Source organism: Acinetobacter yuyunsongii (assembly GCF_041021915.1).
In the GTDB taxonomy this organism is placed as follows: domain Bacteria; phylum Pseudomonadota; class Gammaproteobacteria; order Pseudomonadales; family Moraxellaceae; genus Acinetobacter.
In genome coordinates this window covers 343,103-362,169 of sequence record NZ_CP157435.1, presented here as the reverse complement: position 1 = coordinate 362,169, position 19,067 = coordinate 343,103, and the positions used below count along the sequence as shown (strand labels likewise).

Annotated in this window: 14 protein-coding genes and 3 pseudogenes; 14 read left to right on the top strand and 3 right to left on the bottom strand. The window is 40.8% G+C overall.

The window, feature by feature from the left end; genetic code table 11:
- Position 1: 1 nt before the first annotated feature.
- A complete protein-coding gene (locus ABLB98_RS01725) occupies positions 2–3,640 on the bottom strand; it encodes an exodeoxyribonuclease V subunit gamma (protein ID WP_348883630.1) in 3,639 nt (1,212 codons plus the stop codon).
- A 182-nt stretch (positions 3,641–3,822) separates the two neighbouring features.
- Here ABLB98_RS01725 and ABLB98_RS01720 point away from each other — a divergent pair, with 182 nt between their 5' ends.
- Positions 3,823–4,329 (top strand): hypothetical protein, encoded by a 507-nt coding sequence (locus ABLB98_RS01720; RefSeq protein WP_348883629.1) that lies wholly within the window; start codon positions 3,823–3,825, stop codon positions 4,327–4,329.
- 28 nt (positions 4,330–4,357) lie between these two features.
- Here the strand turns inward: ABLB98_RS01720 and ABLB98_RS01715 are convergent, their stop codons facing one another.
- Positions 4,358–5,776: a phosphate--AMP phosphotransferase gene (locus ABLB98_RS01715; RefSeq protein ID WP_348883628.1), complete on the bottom strand. Its 1,419-nt coding sequence runs from the start codon at positions 5,774–5,776 to the stop codon at positions 4,358–4,360.
- Positions 5,777–5,980: 204 nt separating this feature from the next.
- On the opposite strand from ABLB98_RS01715, the gene ABLB98_RS01710 reads away from it, so the two are divergent.
- The 9 genes and pseudogenes from ABLB98_RS01710 to ABLB98_RS01670 all read left to right on the top strand — a co-directional run.
- Positions 5,981–6,688: a hypothetical protein gene (locus ABLB98_RS01710; protein WP_178882992.1), complete on the top strand. Its 708-nt coding sequence runs from the start codon at positions 5,981–5,983 to the stop codon at positions 6,686–6,688.
- A gap of 195 nt (positions 6,689–6,883) precedes the next feature.
- The gene (gene ubiE / locus ABLB98_RS01705) at positions 6,884–7,825 is read left to right on the top strand and encodes a bifunctional demethylmenaquinone methyltransferase/2-methoxy-6-polyprenyl-1,4-benzoquinol methylase UbiE (RefSeq protein WP_348883627.1); all 942 of its coding nucleotides are present in this window, start codon (positions 6,884–6,886) and stop codon (positions 7,823–7,825) included.
- A 10-nt stretch (positions 7,826–7,835) separates the two neighbouring features.
- Positions 7,836–8,516, top strand: coding sequence for a hypothetical protein (locus ABLB98_RS01700; protein ID WP_348883626.1), 681 nt, complete (start codon positions 7,836–7,838; stop codon positions 8,514–8,516).
- A gap of 12 nt (positions 8,517–8,528) precedes the next feature.
- Complete coding sequence (locus ABLB98_RS01695) at positions 8,529–10,148, top strand: AarF/UbiB family protein (RefSeq protein WP_348883624.1); 1,620 nt, start codon at positions 8,529–8,531, stop codon at positions 10,146–10,148.
- A 92-nt stretch (positions 10,149–10,240) separates the two neighbouring features.
- Positions 10,241–10,942 (top strand): IS1-like element ISPa14 family transposase, encoded by a 702-nt coding sequence (locus ABLB98_RS01690; protein WP_369028918.1) that lies wholly within the window; start codon positions 10,241–10,243, stop codon positions 10,940–10,942.
- A 389-nt stretch (positions 10,943–11,331) separates the two neighbouring features.
- A complete protein-coding gene (locus ABLB98_RS01685) occupies positions 11,332–13,032 on the top strand; it encodes a carboxypeptidase-like regulatory domain-containing protein (RefSeq protein ID WP_348883726.1) in 1,701 nt (566 codons plus the stop codon).
- Between the two features lie 70 nt (positions 13,033–13,102).
- The gene (locus ABLB98_RS01680; protein WP_348883725.1) at positions 13,103–14,203 is read left to right on the top strand and encodes a hypothetical protein; all 1,101 of its coding nucleotides are present in this window, start codon (positions 13,103–13,105) and stop codon (positions 14,201–14,203) included.
- Positions 14,203–15,035, top strand: a pseudogene (locus ABLB98_RS01675) (FAD-dependent oxidoreductase). The gene ABLB98_RS01680 and the pseudogene ABLB98_RS01675 overlap by 1 nt, the downstream one beginning before the upstream one ends.
- A gap of 20 nt (positions 15,036–15,055) precedes the next feature.
- A pseudogene (locus ABLB98_RS01670) lies at positions 15,056–15,199 on the top strand (VOC family protein); the annotation flags it as partial.
- Positions 15,200–15,227: 28 nt separating this feature from the next.
- Here ABLB98_RS01670 and ABLB98_RS01665 read toward each other — a convergent pair.
- Positions 15,228–15,929, bottom strand: a complete 702-nt coding sequence (locus ABLB98_RS01665) for an IS1-like element ISPa14 family transposase (protein WP_369028918.1) — start codon at positions 15,927–15,929, stop codon at positions 15,228–15,230.
- 60 nt (positions 15,930–15,989) lie between these two features.
- Between ABLB98_RS01665 and ABLB98_RS01660 the strand changes: the two are divergent.
- The 4 genes and pseudogenes from ABLB98_RS01660 to ABLB98_RS01645 all read left to right on the top strand — a co-directional run.
- Positions 15,990–16,238 (top strand): annotated as a pseudogene (locus ABLB98_RS01660) (VOC family protein); the annotation flags it as partial.
- A gap of 35 nt (positions 16,239–16,273) precedes the next feature.
- Positions 16,274–16,696 carry a hypothetical protein gene (locus tag ABLB98_RS01655; RefSeq protein ID WP_348883262.1) on the top strand — a complete coding sequence of 141 codons (423 nt, stop codon included), beginning with the start codon at positions 16,274–16,276 and terminating at the stop codon, positions 16,694–16,696.
- A gap of 82 nt (positions 16,697–16,778) precedes the next feature.
- A complete protein-coding gene (hisIE, locus tag ABLB98_RS01650) occupies positions 16,779–17,546 on the top strand; it encodes a bifunctional phosphoribosyl-AMP cyclohydrolase/phosphoribosyl-ATP diphosphatase HisIE (RefSeq protein WP_348883263.1) in 768 nt (255 codons plus the stop codon).
- Between the two features lie 9 nt (positions 17,547–17,555).
- The gene (locus ABLB98_RS01645) at positions 17,556–19,058 is read left to right on the top strand and encodes a UvrD-helicase domain-containing protein (protein ID WP_348883264.1); all 1,503 of its coding nucleotides are present in this window, start codon (positions 17,556–17,558) and stop codon (positions 19,056–19,058) included.
- The last annotated feature ends 9 nt before the right edge of the window (positions 19,059–19,067 follow it).

Below are 19,067 nucleotides of genomic sequence, written 5' to 3'. Positions count from 1 at the left end.
CTTACTCCACCCGTAAAAATTCAAAAATCGGTTGATACAACGAATAGGAATAATGATCACAGGCATACTGTAATAAAGCGGTTGTATCTTGCTCTTGCAAAATGAACTGCCAATCGCGGTGCAATTTACAGGCTTCATTCTGAGTCATATCAAAACCCGAGAAATCCCCCGTATCATTCCAGTCCTTCAATACTTGCTTTTGACTCTCTTCAGTTAAAACCTGAGTTGAATCCAGCTCAATCCACTCATATTGCTTGCCTTTTTCCAAAGGCTTTAACACTAAGGCAGCAGGCAAGACCACAGGCTGCTGCTGTGCATCGTGCCAAAGCTGTAACCACGCATTTAAATAATGCTGCGCCTGTTGTGAACTTAGGCCTTCACAAATCACCGTCTGATCACTAAACACCACAATTCGGCGCTTCTCTGTAGCAGCGTCACTCTTGATTAGCGCCAGCCAAAGCAGATATTCCAGCCAGACTTTGGCAAAGCGTTTGGCACGTGCACTGGAAGCATCCAAACTGACCCAATCTTGAGTCAGTTGTTTCGGGGTCACACAGGCGATTTGTAATTGTTTCGAGACCCGCCAAACCCGTTGCGTGGTTTCAGTCGGCGCTGGGGCATACTGCTGCAAGCGCTCCAACAAGCGTTGCTGCTCTAAGCGACTTTGCTGCCAAGCACTGTGCTGAACTTTGCCAACAGGCAACTGATCTTGCAACAGACTCGGATAGAGCTGGTCATCCTGCTGCTGTAAAAAATGCCGAATGGCATATTTACCGAGACCATCGAGTAATAACGGTTCAGCTTGATCGACCAATTCTTTTGCGGTTAAATTTTCCACACCTAAGGTCTTTAAGTACAGCCGCGCAGGGAAACTGATATCTTGAATCCATTGCTGACTCTCCAAAATGATCATTTCATTTTGTTCAACGGGATAGGCGGTATTGACCCATGCTTGCCGCTCACCTTTCATCTGCTGAATCTGTGAAGCGACCTTAAACCATTGGTCTTGAAAGCGCACAGGCCGATTCGAAACAAAGCCGAGTGGATCAAAAGGCTGTAACCGATGTAAATGATACAGCGGATAAAGCTGTGTAGGGACTTGCAAAGCATCCAATCCGGCTAAATCCGCTTCGGATAAAGGAGGCCTATCTTCACTGCTAGTCGGTTTTACAATCAACGCCAAATGCTCGCGGAAGCCCTGCAACACACTGGATGGCTCTCTGACTTCGCCATCATTGAGATCAAAGCCATTATAAAACAGCCAAACCTGCTCTTGTGCCAATAAGATGGCATCCAAAAATGCCCCCTGATCATCTTCCAAACGAGAGCGATCACCCAATTGCTGACGCAGTGCATCCATCAAGTCAAACGGAATATGACTGTCTCGATTTGGAAATTTACCCGTATCCAAGTTCAACATCACGATCAAGCGATAAGGAATCGGACGAATCTGTCCAATCTGACTAAAGGTGATTTGTCCTGTCGGTTCAACTTGCGCAGACTGGCTTTCTAAAGTGAGTTGAATTTCCTCAATAATATAAGGCAAAGGCAAGGAAATTTGACGTAACTGGGTTTCGGTATCTTCATAATAGCTGGCCAAAGTCAGCATACGTTCTTGCTTCTGAATAATTTCACGGATTGCTTTTAAAGCAACCACATCGGCTTGCTCAAACTCCTGTACATCCGCCTTGATTCGCTGTAGCCAAAACTCGACCGGCAAACGTTGGCCTTGTTCATGTGCCACCAACCAATCTCGACGCGCTGCTAAATCTAGATAGATCTGAATCAGAATACCAATCAGTTCAAAATCACTTGGCTGCACCAAGGCATAACTGAGCATATCCTGCACCATCACATGGGCAGGCACAGCAATTCCTAAAGCCAAACGGTCCAAAGCAAATTTAAAACTATAACGGTAGTCTTGATCTTCGTCACTCAGACTTTGCTTTAAGTGCTGTTCGTCTAAACCACGTTTAAAGCCAGCATCATTGAGCAAGGCTAAAATGCGTTGCACCTGCGTATAGTCCAATCCATAACACTGCTGCGTCGCGTAAAGATTAAGCCAATCCGCAAAATCATCCTGCGTAAAACGCCCCTGTGTCAGTTGCAAACGTCCAAGTACAGCACGCCATGCGTTTAAGGCATCTAACTGCGCCACCCCTGCAATTTTAACAGGTAAAAATATCTCATGTTCATTCGCAACTGCAGGAAAGACACTGCGAATTAAAGGCTCAAGCTCGGCTAGATTCGGGGTCAAAACCAGCACATCACTTGGGCGACGCGGTGTCGTATCTGCTTGAGATAACCAATGGAGCAACTGTTCTTTTAAGACTTCCAACTGTCGCACACTTGAGTGGCAAACATGAATCTGAATTGACTCGTCCTCAGGCGCAAGTTCATATTGCTGCGACTGTGGCTCTGCTAAATAGAAGATATCGGATTGAATTTTTCCCAGTAGCGTTTCAGGAAACTGCTCCACAAAAGCATCGACCCACTTACCTTCATCTCCAGTTGCCAGTTGTGACAACAGTGAAAAGTGGTCACGTGCCTGCTTGCCCAAACGTGTCAGTAAGGGATGTCGGGATTCACGACTTAAGGCATTAAACCCCAAACTAAAACTGTCGAAGAATGCGGCAATGTCTGCATCACTGGCATTGGGATGTTTGGAAATATAGCGCTCTTTCACCCCCAAGTCATAACGCTTCTTCCAGAGTGGATCGACACTGTCAGCCCAATATTCTTGTGATGGGTTATAGTGCAAAATTACCACATCTAGATATTGCCCCAAACGACGTAAAAATTGCAGTTGGCTCGGTGGTAAATCTAAAATCGTAAATACAATCACCTGACTTGGCAGTTGTGCCAAAGCTAGGGGTCGTGTCTGCTGATCGTCTAGAAGTTGCCAAAAATCAGCATCAATGCTTTGTATTTCAACAAAATCATCATGAAAGTAGTTTTGCCACAACCAACGCTGCCAAGCTTCTAATTGTTCGGTTTGTTGTAGGCTAAAGGCTGAAGTTTGTTGATCTGTTTGAGCAATCAATTGTTCGATATTTAAGGCTTTATTCTGTCCCCAAGTCGATAGCCAATTCCCCACACAGGTACAATTGCTTTGGCAGCCGCGTTGACAATGACCGCGATAAATCATGTAGTTACTAAACAGCTGCGAAACTTGCTCCGCCACCCAATACAGCATACTTTGTTTTTTTAGTTGTTTTTCAGTGCCTTGTTGCAGTTGATCGGCGCTGTCGTAAATCCGTTGCACAATTGAATATAAAGGGTGCTCATTCACAACAGTATTCTGTTCGGGTTGAATAAAAGGCTGTAAAGCCTGATGAATACGCCACTTTAAAATCAAACGCGGAATATTGGCTTTACGCACTTGTTCTTTATTTTCTAATACTTGCTGGTATGCATACCACTGAAAACCACGAATGCGTTGATGAAATTGATAGTTGGCAGTCATGCCTTGTTGTTCGGCAATTTTCTGCGTCAACCATTGTTCTTGTGCAGGACTGGGAACAATAAAATGCTGAGTTTGAAATACCTGAAATGGAGAAGAACTCGGTTGGGTGATTGATGCCATCACACCTTGTAATAACACTTCAAGGCTTTGACTTTGAATAACATGAATACCCATCTACAAATATGACCTCATCAGGAATGCTTATTGTATTGCACGAAAACATACATATTTATCACTATACAACTTCATGTAACTATGTCACGTTAAACATACAAGGAAATAAATAAATTGTTTTGAAATTCACCACTCAATCCGATTGAATGTACTATCGAGGGATAGGCTTTAGGTATAACTTTATGAAAATTGAAAAAATTCCTGATTCGATTGATCCAAACTTAAACTTGGAGCAAATTCGCGAAGAGTGTTTAGCACTGACAAAAAATCGTGCATATTGGTCTGCAGGTGCAGCGATTGTACCCATCCCATTTTTTGATGTGGTCGTTGATTTGGGCATGCTCACTCAAATTATTCCTTATATTAATACGCGTTTTGGTTTAGCACCTGAACATATCAGTGTCTATGATCCTGAAACCAAAAAAGTACATTGGGATGAGCTACGTAAACGTGGTTTTGAATTTTCAGGTTTGGTGGTGGCGCGCACAGCCATGAAAAAGTCTTTTAATGGTTTTTTCACGAAAATTGCCACCAAGCAAGTGACCAAGTTTATTCCTTTAGGCGGACAATTGGTTGCTGCAAGCCTCGGTTATTTTATGATGCGTAAAATTACCGAAGCACATATTCAAGATTGCTATAACCTTGCTAAACGCATTCAACAAAAAAGTCGTAGTACCATTGTGGTTTAATCATAATATTTGATGACGACAAGGCGGTTTAATCCGCCTTGAGTTGTTTTAAAATTGCCTTTAAAACTTCGATCCGTGCTGTATTTTTATCATCCGTAGCGATTACATACCAAGGCGCATAATCTGTGTTGGTTCGTTCGAACATGTCTGCAGCGGCTTTTAAATAATCGTCCCATTTATCACGATTACGCCAATCTTCTTCAGTAATCTTGAAACGCTTATGTGGAGTTTGTTCACGATCTTTAAATCGAACTTCTTGTTCATCTTTACTGATTGCAAGCCAAATTTTTACAATCACGGTTTGACTATCAATCAAATTTTCCTCAAACCGATTAATTTCATTATAAGCACGTTGCCATTCAACGACTGATGCAAAACCTTCGATCCGCTCAACCAAAACACGACCATACCATGTACGATCAAAGATGGTAATTTTCCCGCCATCATTCAGCTTATTCCAAAAACGCCACAAATAAGGACGGCGTAATTCATAACGTTCAGGTGCAGCAATACTATGAATTTCATATTCACGTGGATCTAATTTTTTAACAATTCTTTTTATTGCTCCCCCTTTACCTGCGGCATCCATACCTTCAAAAGCAACAATCACTTTTCGTTCGTCATAACGTAATGCATCAGCTACTTTTTTGGTTAATTTGTTCAATTCTTCTTTGTAGTCATCTTTATCTAGGCTTTGTTTTGACGGTTCTAACAGTGCTGTGGGAATCTGTGCTTGTTGCCATTTTTCGGTGACTTTAGTTTGATGGTCAGGCAACTCTTGCAATGTTTGTAATATGTATTGAGCAAAACATTGATCACGTAGAGCTTCATCTTCACCGTCAATCACAAACCAATCATCGGTAAATCTTTGGCTTAACTCCTGCAAAGTATCGTATTGTTTTTTATTGCGCCAATCCAAACCATGTAATTTATGCCAATGCTGTTCCGAAGCATCAATTTGGTCTAAGCGTTTTTGTAAGGACTTCCACGATAAATCAAACCAAACTTTGACCACATGCACATTATTATGTTGTAAATCATGTTCAAAAGAACGCATCTGTTCGATATAAGCATCAAACAATGTTTCATCCAATGGTTTTGACACATGCATGGCGGTTGAAAGCAAGTCACTGTACCAATTCCCAAACATCACCACGATCTGACCTTCGGCAGGAATAAAACGCGTATAAGACTGCCAAAAAGTTTGATAGGTCGTTAATAACCGTGGTGCATCTGCTTTAACTCTTAAATAGCGTGGATCTAACCATTCACGTAATTGCTTAACCGCCTCGCCTTTCCCTGCTAATTCAATCCCACTTACTAAAATCAGAACACTTTTTGCATTTTTTTTATCTTGGCTATCTTTTAAGGCATATTGTGCTTCAATCAAATCTAAAGACAATGCATCTTCATCACGTAATTCAAATTTGGGTTGTTGTATACTCATATTCAGCTCTAAATGGCTCATTATTAAGAATAAGTATAATGAAATCTATTTCACTGCATGCAAAACCCTTGTACAGTTTCTGTAGAACTCAATCCGTGTATCAACATACTGACCGATTGTTAGACATTTAGAGTTTATGCTGTCATGGTTCTTCGTTATGATGCAGCCTATGATTTTCTGGTTTTATTTTATTTGAGTTCGAATATGTCAAAACTCGCTGCATTTGATCATCTTTTATTACAATACCAAACTCTGAATTACCACCAAAATCCAGCACTTAAGCAACGTCTGCATGAAGTACAAGCGTGGATGAAAGCACGCATCGCAGAAACCCATAAAGAATTTTTTGCTCTGCCTGAAAATCAACTGATGGCACAGTATTTTCTCAATCGTTTGTATGGCGGTCCTGATTTTGAGGCAATTGCACAGCAAATCGAACGCCTGTTGAAATATGCACATAAAGCAGAAAGCTTACTCCCTGAAAATGCAATTAAAACAGGAACAAAATCGGTCAGTCTTGCTGTACTTGCCACTCAACTCGATGAACAAGTCGCAGAACAACTACTCAAAGATTATCCTTTGGAAACACCACTCACTGATGAAATCATGCGCCAGACCTTAGTCAAACTCGATCAAGGCGATGTACGTTATGAACAATTACAATTACTTGACGAGCTTGGTCTCACATTAGATAAGTATATGCGCTCTACGATGATGTATGCGGCTTTTAAAATGTGTAAAGGCATTGCAACCAAATATCAATTTGAACCTATGTACGATTTTATCCAAGAAGGTTTTGCTGCAATGAAACCGATGAAGTCTGCTGCAACGTTTATCAAAACATTTACGGCAAAAGAACGTGAAATCATCGAAAAAGTCCACGCTGGTCACCCAAACCCATTTCGTGACTAAATTGAATTGATAGCCATCCCTCTTCGTATTAGGAGGGATTATTGAATTCCAAAACAAAAATTAAAAATGCTTTTGAGCGTGTGACTTTCTGTATATTATTCATAACAATGATATGCTAAACCCTGTAAAAAAATACAAAATCTGTCATCATGCTTGCTGATTCGTGCCGCTAGAGCGAAAGTTTAGGAGAAAACAATGTCTAACGAAAACCAACAGCCTACCCCAGAAGTTGAGCAAAACCCAAGTTCAGACAAAGTCAGTCCTTTCCTCAGTTCTCCACTTCCTCAAGGAGCGCCTCAAGGTCAACAGCAATCGTTACAACAAGGTTCAACATCAACACCGAATACATCAGTACCAAAATATAATTTGCCACGTGGTGCCAACACGGGAAATGTTGGAGCAACCACTCACTTTGGCTATCAAACTGTAAACAGTGATGATAAGGCACAAAAAGTTGCTGAAGTTTTTCATTCAGTTGCAAGTAAATACGACATTATGAATGACCTGATGTCATTCGGTATCCATCGTATTTGGAAACGTTTTGCGATTAATATGTCAGGTGTTCGCCGTGGTCAACATGTACTGGATATTGCTGGTGGTACAGGTGACTTAGCAAAAGTATTTAGCCGTGAAGTCGGTCCACAAGGTCATGTCGTACTCTCAGACATCAATGAATCCATGCTAAATGTAGGTCGTGATCGTCTGATTGATGCAGGCTGTACTAACGTTGATTTCGTACTTGCCAATGCTGAAACTTTAGAACCCTTTGCCGATAATAGTTTTGATTTAGTGACTATCAGTTTTGGTTTACGTAACGTGACGGATAAAGATGCCGCACTACAAGCCATGTATCGCGTACTTAAACCAGGTGGTCGTTTATTGGTTCTCGAATTCTCTAAACCTGTGTTTGAACCATTTTCAAAGCTCTACGATCTTTACTCATTCACGGCCCTGCCAATCATGGGTAAACTGGTGGCCAATGATTCTGAAAGCTATAAATACCTTGCTGAATCGATCCGTATGCATCCAGACCAACGTACCCTCAAAGGCATGATGGAAAATGCAGGCTTCCAAAGCTGTGACTACCATAACCTCACTGGTGGTATTGTTGCAGTTCACCGTGGATTCAAACTTTAAGGCTTAAGATATGTGGTCGATTTTAGCACTGGGTGCAGTCGAACGTATCATTCATCAGGTGATTGATCTGGATGCGATTACCCGTATTCAGCTCAATCAGCTACAAAGTCAATTGTTGCGGGTTGTGATCGATCATCCACAGCTCTCGGTTGATGTTTTTTTTGATGAAAATAAAGTTCGTCTGGAACCTACCGTAACTGGACACAGTCAAACCCCATCAATATTTGAACAGCGTCCCTACGATGTTCAAAATAAAATTACAGATGCCACAGCCACCCTGCATGTCGCTAATGTGGTCGAATTAGCCAAACTCCTGCTCAGTGATATGGACCAGATTGGCAATATTCCACTGCAAGGTGACTATCATTTATTGCAGGATATCCAGCGTATCATACAGCAGGCAGAACCTGACCTTGCCGCACATCTGTCTCCGTGGATTGGTCCTCAGCTGGCGCATGAACTGGGTAAGATACAGCTTGCACCGAAGCAGCTCAAACGCTCATTGCAAAGCCACCTGTTCTTTGTTGAAGATGCCCTAAAAGAAGATAGCGGCTTATTTGCCCCACGCTGGCAAATGGATGACGTGAATCGGGAGACCCGCCAACTCAATCAGGAAGTAGACCGTCTGGAAGCCAGATTCCAGCAATTACAGGCCCAATTCAATTCACACCAGCAATCCACACAAAACTAGGTAAGATTTTATATGATTCCGCATGTTAGACGGTTATTTGAACTTTGGCGCATTGCAGCACATTATCGCCTTGACACTTTATTTCCTGCGGAAGAATTACCTGTAAAAGCCCAACATGCCTTGGGTGTGATTAAAATGCATCCTGCGGCTTGGTCAAGCCGTGAGAAAAAGAATCCGCTCAAGCTCAAAGAAGCTTTAGAGGATATGGGACCCTTAGCGATTAAACTGGGTCAGTTACTTTCTACTCGTCGTGACCTGATTCCGCCAGAAGTGTTGTCACAACTGGTGTTGTTGCAAGATCGCGTCAAACCCTACGACACCCAGTTGGCCAAACAGCGGATTCAGGAATCCCTCAAGGCAGATGTTGGCACCTTGTTTGCCCGTTTTGATGAACAGCCACTTGCCGCTGCCTCAATTGCACAAGTACATACCGCTGCATTACACGATGGCCGTGAGGTGGTGGTCAAAGTCACCCGTCCTGATATTCGCAACCAGATTCTTCAGGACTTTGAAATTTTGGCATGGCTGGGTGACTGGCTGGAAAACCGTCTAGAAGCTGCCCGTGCGCTGCACCTGTCCGAGATCATTCAGGACTACCGTCAGATCATTTTAAATGAGCTTGACCTGAGTCTGGAAGCGGACAACACTCGCCGTATGCGCCACTACTTTACAGGCTCCAGCATGATGTATGTGCCTGAAGTCTATATGGATAGTAAAGACGTGATGGTGGCGGAACGCATCACGGGTGTGCCAATTTCTGATATTGCTACTTTTGATCGTTTGGGTATGGACCGTGCGGACTTGGCAGAAAAAGGTTTGACCATTTTCTTTACCCAAGTGTTCCGTGACAACTTTTTCCATGCCGACATGCACCCTGGCAATGTCTTTGTCGAAACCATTAACCCAAGCAATCCACGCTTTATTGCGCTGGACTGCGCTATCATGGGTGAGTTGTCGAAATCGGATCAGATGACAGTGGCACGCTTGTTGCTGGCTGTGATGAACAGCAACTTTATACAGTTGATTCAGATTGTACATCAGGCTGGATGGATTCCACCTGGAACCGATCAGGATGCACTGGCGCGTGAAATGCGCCGCACTGTTGGTCCAATGGTATCAAAACCGATGGATCAATTGGATTTTGCAGGCATCCTGATTCAGGTGATGGATATTGCACGGCGTTTTCATCTGGAAATTCCACCACAGCTCATGTTGCTGTTAAAAACCCTTGTTCATGTTGAGGGTCTGGGTACTGACCTTTACCCACAACTGGATATCTGGAAACTGGCAAAACCGATTCTCACTGAATGGGTCAAGGCCAATATGAATCCAGTGAAAAATTTCAAGGAAATTGGTCAGCAAATTCCTGATTTATTATTGGGCGCACAGGATTTACCGAGCCTGTTGATTGACAGTCTCAATGGCTTAAAGAACCAGTCCGCCTGGCATGATAAACAGCTTAAAGAAATTCAGCAGATGCGTTTGCAAATGCAGCAGCAACAACGTCGTAGCTGGATGTTTGGCAGCACCATGTTGATTTTGCTGACCATTGCCATTATTACCCCATGGTTTGTCTCGATAGTTTTAATCGTATTAAGTGCACTGATTGCAGTTTGGCGAATTATGAAATAAGTTCAAAAATCCCTTGCTCTGACAAGGGATTTTGGTGGTGTTTCAAAAAGTATGCTGAAACAAAGCAGGTTGAATTTTGATAAAATAGAGAAATGCGAATAACTCTAGAAATCAAATGTCCAACCTGCCTCAGTGACAGTATAAAGAAAAATGGCATCAAAGTAGATGGGAAACAAAACTATCAGTGCAAAGACTGTAAACGTCAGTTTATTGGTGACCATGCTCTGAGCTATCTAGGATGTAATTCAGGCATTACTCGAAAAATATTACAGTTGATGGTCAGAGGTAGTGGTATACGAGATATCGCTGAAGTTGAGCGAATCAGTATCGGTAAAGTTTTACGTACTTTAACCGAATCGACCTACCAAATTCAGCCTAAACAAAGTCATTATGAGTCTCTTGAAGTTGATGAGTTTTGGACTTTTGTGGGAAATAAAAATAATAAACAATGGCTTATTTACGTCTACCATCGAGAAACAGGTGAGATTGTTGCTTATGTTTGGGGTAAAAGAGACTTAGCTACAGTTCAACGATTGAAAACAAAGCTTAAACAATTAGGTATTCACTACACCCGAATTGCAAGTGATCATTGGGACAGTTTCATAACTGCTTTTAAAAACTGCAAGCAAAGTATTGGTAAATTTTTTACTGTAGGTATTGAAGGTAATAATTGCAAAATAAGGCATCGAATTAGGCGTGGTTTTAGAAGGAGTTGTAATTTTTCAAAAAAGATTGAAAACCATTTTAAAGCTTTCGACTTAACCTTTTTTTACATCAATAATGGCTTCATTTAATGTCAGCATACTTTTTGAAACACCACCGGGATTTTTTATAACGTAAATATTTCATTTTTAAACCCACAAATAATGTATTTAATAATCGTGAGTAAAATAATAAAAATCTCGTGATTTAGCTCTGAGTAAAGCCATTTAAAAATAAAAAATGAGATATATGTCACAAAATCAAGCATATCATTTAGATATGAACACTTATTAAACTGATAAATGAAATTTAACTAAATAATACAAGAAATCTATTTAGATTAAATAAACAAACTGTTTATTATGTCTTATATTGATACATTTTTACTTAAAAAATTTAAAAAAGTCATTATCACATCTATAAAACTTTGCTATAACTACACAGGAATCAATTAAAATACCGATATTCGGGGAATAATATAATGTTTAAATCAAAAAAACTGTCATTGAGCTTGCTGACTTTATCCGTTTCTTCAGCCCTTTTACTCACAGCTTGTGGTGGAGGCAATGGGGGATCATCTGGAGGTAACCCTCCAGCGGCAGCAACACTGACAGGACGTGTGGTAGATGGTCCTATTGCCAATGCAACCGTTACATTTACTGATGAAGCAACTGCATGTAAGGATAAAACTGCGACTACAGATGAAAATGGGGTATTTACTTTCCCACAAGGATGTACTGCAAGCGCATTGAAAGTGACAGGTGGACAGGATACGACTACAGGTCTGCCATTTACAGCTACACTACAAGCACCAAAAATTTCTTTGACAGATACTCAAGGTATCGATGTTGTTGTTACGCCAATCACAACCCTCGTTGCAACGGTAGGTGCAGATAAGGCAGCAGCTATTGCAACGGCTTTAGGTTTACCAGGAACAAATTTACTAACTGCTGACCCATTAAACAGTGCTGCATTATTAGCTAAAACCACAGCTGTTCAACAACTGAATGAACAAATCAGCACAGCGGTTACAACACTAAATACAGATGGTAGTTTAACCAGCACTATTATTCAAAAAGCAATCACCGCTGCATTAATCAGCCAATTAACCTCAAGTACAACCACTGTTGATTTAGGTAATACCAATACAATTAATGCGATTATTCAGGCTACTGTCAAAGATGCTGATGTAAAAGCAAAACTTCCTGCTAGTCTTCAGAGCAATATTGATAACGTTGCAACTAACCTTGCTGCCTTAACTAGTGCTAGCATTGCAGCCAATGTAAAAACGGTAGAAACCACACTTGCTGCACTTCCTGCAACACAAATTAGCTCTGCGGCAGCATTAAAAACAGCTGCACAAGAAAAAATTCTGACCGAGAAAAATGACAGTACTACTGTCAATCTGATTCAGGGATTAAGCCAAGTCTTGGCAACGGATAGTACTGCGATTGAATCTGCTCTCAAAGATATCGCTGAAGCAGCAACAACTGGTGGTGCGGCAACAGATAAATTAACTGGTGCTCTCGCTGTCATTAAAGATAAAACAGGCATTGTTGTACCGACTGAAACCATTACTGAAGCAAATAAGTTTACAAATTATTTACTATTGAATGGTCTTGGTTTACAAGGCACAAGCTATACACTCGACCAATTAGCAGCATCATTAATCACTCCAATTAAAGTCTCAAGCCTGAACAATCTGCTCGTACCTCTTGTTGCAAGTGATAGTTATAAGTCTTCAAATCAAGCTGTTGCCGCAGCATTAAAAGTTGAAACAGCAACCAAAGCGCTACTCATTTCTGCTAATCAGCTCAACCTAACATATACCAATGGTACATTGACGGCAGCAACATTACCAAAAGGCTCTACCGTAGGTATTACATCAACTACTTCTGAACTCAATACCAACCTTACGTTAGGTACTGATATTGATGTATTGTCCAACGGTCAAATTGCTTTAAATAGCACAACTTTAGGTAAAATCTCTGCTAGCTTAGTCAGCTCACTGAACAAATTTAACAGTGAAAAAGGCACAGCAACGGTTACAGCTGTGGTAGCACCAAGTGAGGGGCAAATCATTGCAGCGACATCTAAGTCTTTTGCAACAAAATACACTGTATCTGTATTGAGTAAATCTATAACAGGTTACGGCACAAGCGCTAAAGTTACGGTTGAATAACTTTATGATTAAACAAAGAGAGCTGCTTTCATAGTGGCTCTTTTTTTATTGTCTATTTAATGGAATCATAATGAAACATTTAAATTTACTATCAGCTTCGATACTTCTCCTCTCTCCATCATTGCTCCACGCTGCACCGAATGATATGTTCCTGCAAGCCAACTCACTTTCAGGAAAAACACAACCCTTGAATGTAGATGTTGCCATTGATGCCGTCAATAAAACCATTGACCTGTTCGATGTCCGTGCCAAAGAAGGTGCAACTTCAGAAAATGCAGGTGATTATTTAGGTGGACATATCGTTGGTAAATATCAACTTTATCCAAATCTTGAACTAGAAGCTGGTTTTTGGCAGCGTGAAATTGATTATTCAAAAGATACCAATAAATTACAAAGTTGGTTGGTTGCCACAACCTATACCCCAAATTTAAATCTACAGAAAAACGATTTTCTGGATTTACGTTTTAGCTTATGGGGCAACTACGCAGATCAGCTCAAGAAAACAACACCGACAACCATCAACAACAGAACCTTTAATTATGTTCGGGTCAATGATCCATCTGATATACAGCTACAGGTTGATGCAATTTTTTCAAGAAAACTCGATCCTATGAATCAACTCAATGCGTATGTCAGTACAGGCTATAGCAAAGTGAAAGTTGACAGCTTAAAGACCCAAGCCAAATATCAGGGTTGTTTAGTCAACTTGAATATTAATAAAAACAACCATTACACTGGTTCTCTAGCTGAACCGTGCCAGATTGACAATGCGATTATTAATGAACTCAATATTTCAGGTTCAGCATCCGATTTCAATCTGGATGTCGATAAAGATTTAAATTACGATGCTTATTACGCCGCTATTGGAGGTTCATGGAATTGGCGCTATCAACAATTTGAAAGTCAGCTTGCTTATCAATATCAGCGTTTATGGCGTAGTGACATTGATGATCGCGTCAATCATTTTGGCAATAGTGCATTGAAAGATAATCATACTTTTTCCGCACGTTTTAGTTACGACGTTACACCGAATATTACGCCTTTCGTTGAAGGTTATTTATTTAAACGCAATTTTGTAGGTAATATTCCCTTTCTTTATAACGGGGTGACTGCTTCACGTTTAGATCGTAAATATGGCTATGCCTCTTTGGGTGTGAATTTTCATTACTAATGAAAACACCTCATTTTGCCATTATTGGTGCAGGTACAGCAGGACTTACAACGGCGATTCTTCTTGCGCGAGAAGGTCATTACGTTACGATTTTTGAACAAATTGACAGACTCTCTCCTGTTGGTGCTGGTTTATTGCTACAACCTGCGGGCTTAGCCGTTTTTGAACGTCTTGGCGTATTAGATGAAGCCCTCAAACTGGGTGCAAAAGTGACAGGACTTGAAGGGCAACTCGCCAATAAATAACTTTTGGTCAATAGCCATTACCATCAGGCAGCCCCAAATCTGTATGGCTTGGGGATTCACCGCCCTACCCACAGCTTTTATTGGATGAACAAAATCAACCACTGTGGCTCTCGGCACAGTATCGTGATGTGGTGATGCCTCGATATGGACAAGGTCGAATCGGTGTGATTGGTGATGCTGCACATGCCATGAGCCCACAACTCGGGCAAGGGGCAAATATGGCACTTTTGGATGCGTGGGCTTTTTCCCAATCATTACAAACTGCTCAGAAAAATCAACAAATTGACTGGTCGATATTATGGCAACACTATCACCAACAGCGTCGCTCCTCGACTCAATTCTATCAGTTCCTTAGTCGTTTACTAACTCCACTTTATCAATCTGATCATTGGTGGGCGGGTAGCATACGTGATCTTACTTTTCCGTGGATGTATCAAATTCCCTATTTTCGTAAAGAAATGGCAATCACCATTTCAGGCTTAAAAAAAGTACCTCTTCAACAAATGAGTTATCAGCAAATTGCTGAGTATCAACACCATGAAAATCGTTTGATTACAAATAATCAATCCTTACCTGAATGTGAATAAAAAAAAGAGTTAAATTAAATATGAAAATTAGCCATTTAGACCATTTTGTTTTGACCGTTGCTAATATTGAAATCACCTGTCAGTTTTATCAATCAGCCCTGAATTTTGAAGTCATTACTTTTGCCGAAAACCGAAAAGCACTGCAATTCGGCAATCAAAAAATCAGGTGGTGTTTCAAAAAGTATGCTGACATTAAATGAAGCCATTATTGATGTAAAAAAAGGTTAAGTCGAAAGCTTTAAAATGGTTTTCAATCTTTTTTGAAAAATTACAACTCCTTCTAAAACCACGCCTAATTCGATGCCTTATTTTGCAATTATTACCTTCAATACCTACAGTAAAAAATTTACCAATACTTTGCTTGCAGTTTTTAAAAGCAGTTATGAAACTGTCCCAATGATCACTTGCAATTCGGGTGTAGTGAATACCTAATTGTTTAAGCTTTGTTTTCAATCGTTGAACTGTAGCTAAGTCTCTTTTACCCCAAACATAAGCAACAATCTCACCTGTTTCTCGATGGTAGACGTAAATAAGCCATTGTTTATTATTTTTATTTCCCACAAAAGTCCAAAACTCATCAACTTCAAGAGACTCATAATGACTTTGTTTAGGCTGAATTTGGTAGGTCGATTCGGTTAAAGTACGTAAAACTTTACCGATACTGATTCGCTCAACTTCAGCGATATCTCGTATACCACTACCTCTGACCATCAACTGTAATATTTTTCGAGTAATGCCTGAATTACATCCTAGATAGCTCAGAGCATGGTCACCAATAAACTGACGTTTACAGTCTTTGCACTGATAGTTTTGTTTCCCATCTACTTTGATGCCATTTTTCTTTATACTGTCACTGAGGCAGGTTGGACATTTGATTTCTAGAGTTATTCGCATTTCTCTATTTTATCAAAATTCAACCTGCTTTGTTTCAGCATACTTTTTGAAACACCACCAAAAATCAATCTACATCAAGTTGGCAAAGAATTTGAACCTAAAGCATATCGTCCAACCGCAGGATCAGCCGATTTATGTTTTATTGCGGATACACTGCTCCATGAAGTGATTGCGCACCTTCAGGCACAGCACATTAAAATCATTAAAGGTCCAATCGAAAAAACAGGTGCGATGGGAAAAATCCTTTCGATTTATTTTCGTGATCCAGATCAGAATTTGATTGAAATTTCGAATTATCTCAACACTTAAAAAATTAAAATTCATCAATAAAAATAAGGTTAGACATGAAATATAGTTTTCTATGGGCTTTGTATCGGCAGGATAAAGGAAAGGCGATTCGTAAAGGATGCTGGTTCTTACTCCCTAGCATTTTTAATTTATTTTGTTTTCTAAATTTCCACTATCAACTCCTTGAATGGCAAGTGAATCCTAAATCGACGATAGGAAAATTGGTGATCAGCCCTCTATTTCCGTGGGTGATCTTATGGGACAGCTTGCCCTTTATATTTCTTCTGTTGATCCATCAAACATATTTGCCTCGAATTTTAAACATTTGGCTTTATATCACAGGTGCTTATTTTTTAGTTGATGCTTGGTTCTGGTCAAGCTATCCTTGGGGTATGCTGATCATTGTTGCTTCTGCATTACCCTTTCTCGAAATAGAAAATAAACAACTCATGGGTACTTATATCCAACCCAGCCCTTAAAGCATTTTTTACCCAACAAGCATAGCCAACCCTAGTTACAAACGCTACACTAACGGCTTTCCACTCAATGGATTTTTCACTCATGTCAAACTGGTTAGATGAAGTTAAATTTGATTCCAATGGTCTTATTCCTGCCATTGCACAACATCATCAGACTGGTCGAGTGTTAATGGTTGCATGGATGAATCGTGAAGCATTACAGCTGACGGCTGAAAAAAATCAAGCCGTGTATTACTCACGTTCACGTCAAAAATTGTGGCACAAAGGTGAAGAATCAGGGCACTTTCAAACAGTGCATGAAATTCGTTTAGATTGCGACGCCGATGTCATTATTCTACAAATTGAACAGTACGGCGGAATTGCTTGCCATACGGGTCGTGAGTCTTGTTTTTATCGTAAACTCACACCACAAGGTTGGGAAATTGTTGATGCTCAACTGAAAGATCCAACTGCAATTTACGGCGCATCTGCGAAAGTCGAAGCACACGATCATGGTCAGGTTGAACAAGTTGACGTACTCAGTCACTTAGGTCGTTTGATGCAAGAACGCAAAAAAGCTGAAGCAGATAGTTCTTATGTTGCCAGCCTATACAAAAAAGGCATCAATAAAATTTTAGAAAAAGTCGGCGAAGAAAGCGTCGAAAGCATTATTGCAGCCAAAGATTATGCAGCACATGCTTCTTTAGAAAATAAGCATGATCTGATTTATGAAGTTGCAGATTTATGGTTCCACAGTATTGTCATGCTCGGCTACTTCGACCTTGATCCACAAGAAGTCCTTGATGAACTTGCTCGTCGCCAAGGTCTATCTGGCTTGGTTGAAAAAGCCAATCGTAGTCAACAAGCGTAAACATCGCCTGTGTCGAATATCGAGAAACCCAAAGCTACCTATGAGCAAGCGATTGCAATAGATAACGCGCGTTTAGGTCAGTCCTTTAAAGTGATTGCCTATGCTGGCACAGGTAAAACCACGACTTTACAAATGATCAGTGATGCCATGCCCGAACGGCGTGGTATGTATTTGGCTTTTAACAAAGCGATTGCATCTGAAGCACAGAGTAAATTTCACGGCAATGTAAATTGTCGTACCTTTCACTCTCTTGCCTTTCGTAGCGTACCGCGTGGCGTGACTGATAAATTACGACTACCTCGCTTAAGCCCAAGTTTTATCGCTAAAGAATATCGGCTGGAACCGATTACCCTAAGGCGTTTAATGGGTGGACGTTATGAAAAATATGTACTGATGCCAAGTCGTCTTGCGAGTTTGGTTGCCAATGCCGTCAGCTATTTCTGTTCAACCAGTTCACAATACCCTGCCCCTCGTCATATCCAAGCACCGAACTGGTTACATCAAGATGATATTGAATCGTTACAACAACACTTATATCCAGCAGTTGAACGCCGTTGGTTAGAGTCAATTGATCAAAACCATCAAGCAGGGATTGGTCACGATATTTACCTCAAACTTTGGGCATTATCAGAACCCAATATTCCAACAGATTATGTTCTGTTTGATGAAGCACAAGATGCTGACCCACTCATGTTGGGTATTTTACTACGTCAAAAAAGCACACAAGTGATTTATGTCGGTGATGCACATCAGCAAATCTATGCTTGGCGTGGCGCGGTCAATGCTATGCAGCAAATGCCATTGCATGAAAGCCGCTTAACCACCTCTTTCCGTTTTGGTGATGCGATTGCTGATGTTGCCAATAGTCTGCTTGGCGCATTAAACGAAACTGTTCCGTTATTGGGCAATCCAAATGTTAAATCGAGTGTGGTGAATAAACCTCATACCAAAATGCGCGATGCCATTTTATGTCGTACCAATGCGCGTGCAATGGAACTCCTACTTTCTGGTTTAGTGCATGGCGACAAAGTCAGCTTACAAGCTGATCATCAGAAACTCAGTCGTTTTGTCGATGCCGCTAGTTTACTCAAACAAGGCAAACGAATCACTGATGTGCCCGAACTGGCTTGGTTTAATTCATGGCATGATGTGCATGAATATTGCGAAACCAATGATGGTAGCGACATCAAACCTTTAGTCAAACTGGTCGATGATCATGGTACTGAGCCACTCAAGAAAGCACTTGCCAAAATCACGCCGATTGAGCAAGCAGATTATGTCATTTCAACTGCACATAAAGCCAAAGGCTTGGAATGGAACCGTGTGCATATTGAAGATGATTACCAATTTAAAATAAATGGCCTAGAACATAAAATTACAGATGAGGAATTAAGACTACTTTATGTTGCCTGTACTCGTGCTAAAGTAAGTTTAAATATTCATCATCTTTACGATTTAATACAACAATTAAAACGGGGCGCTCCCTCAAGTCTTCGCCAGTCCGTAGGTTAAAGCGCTTAT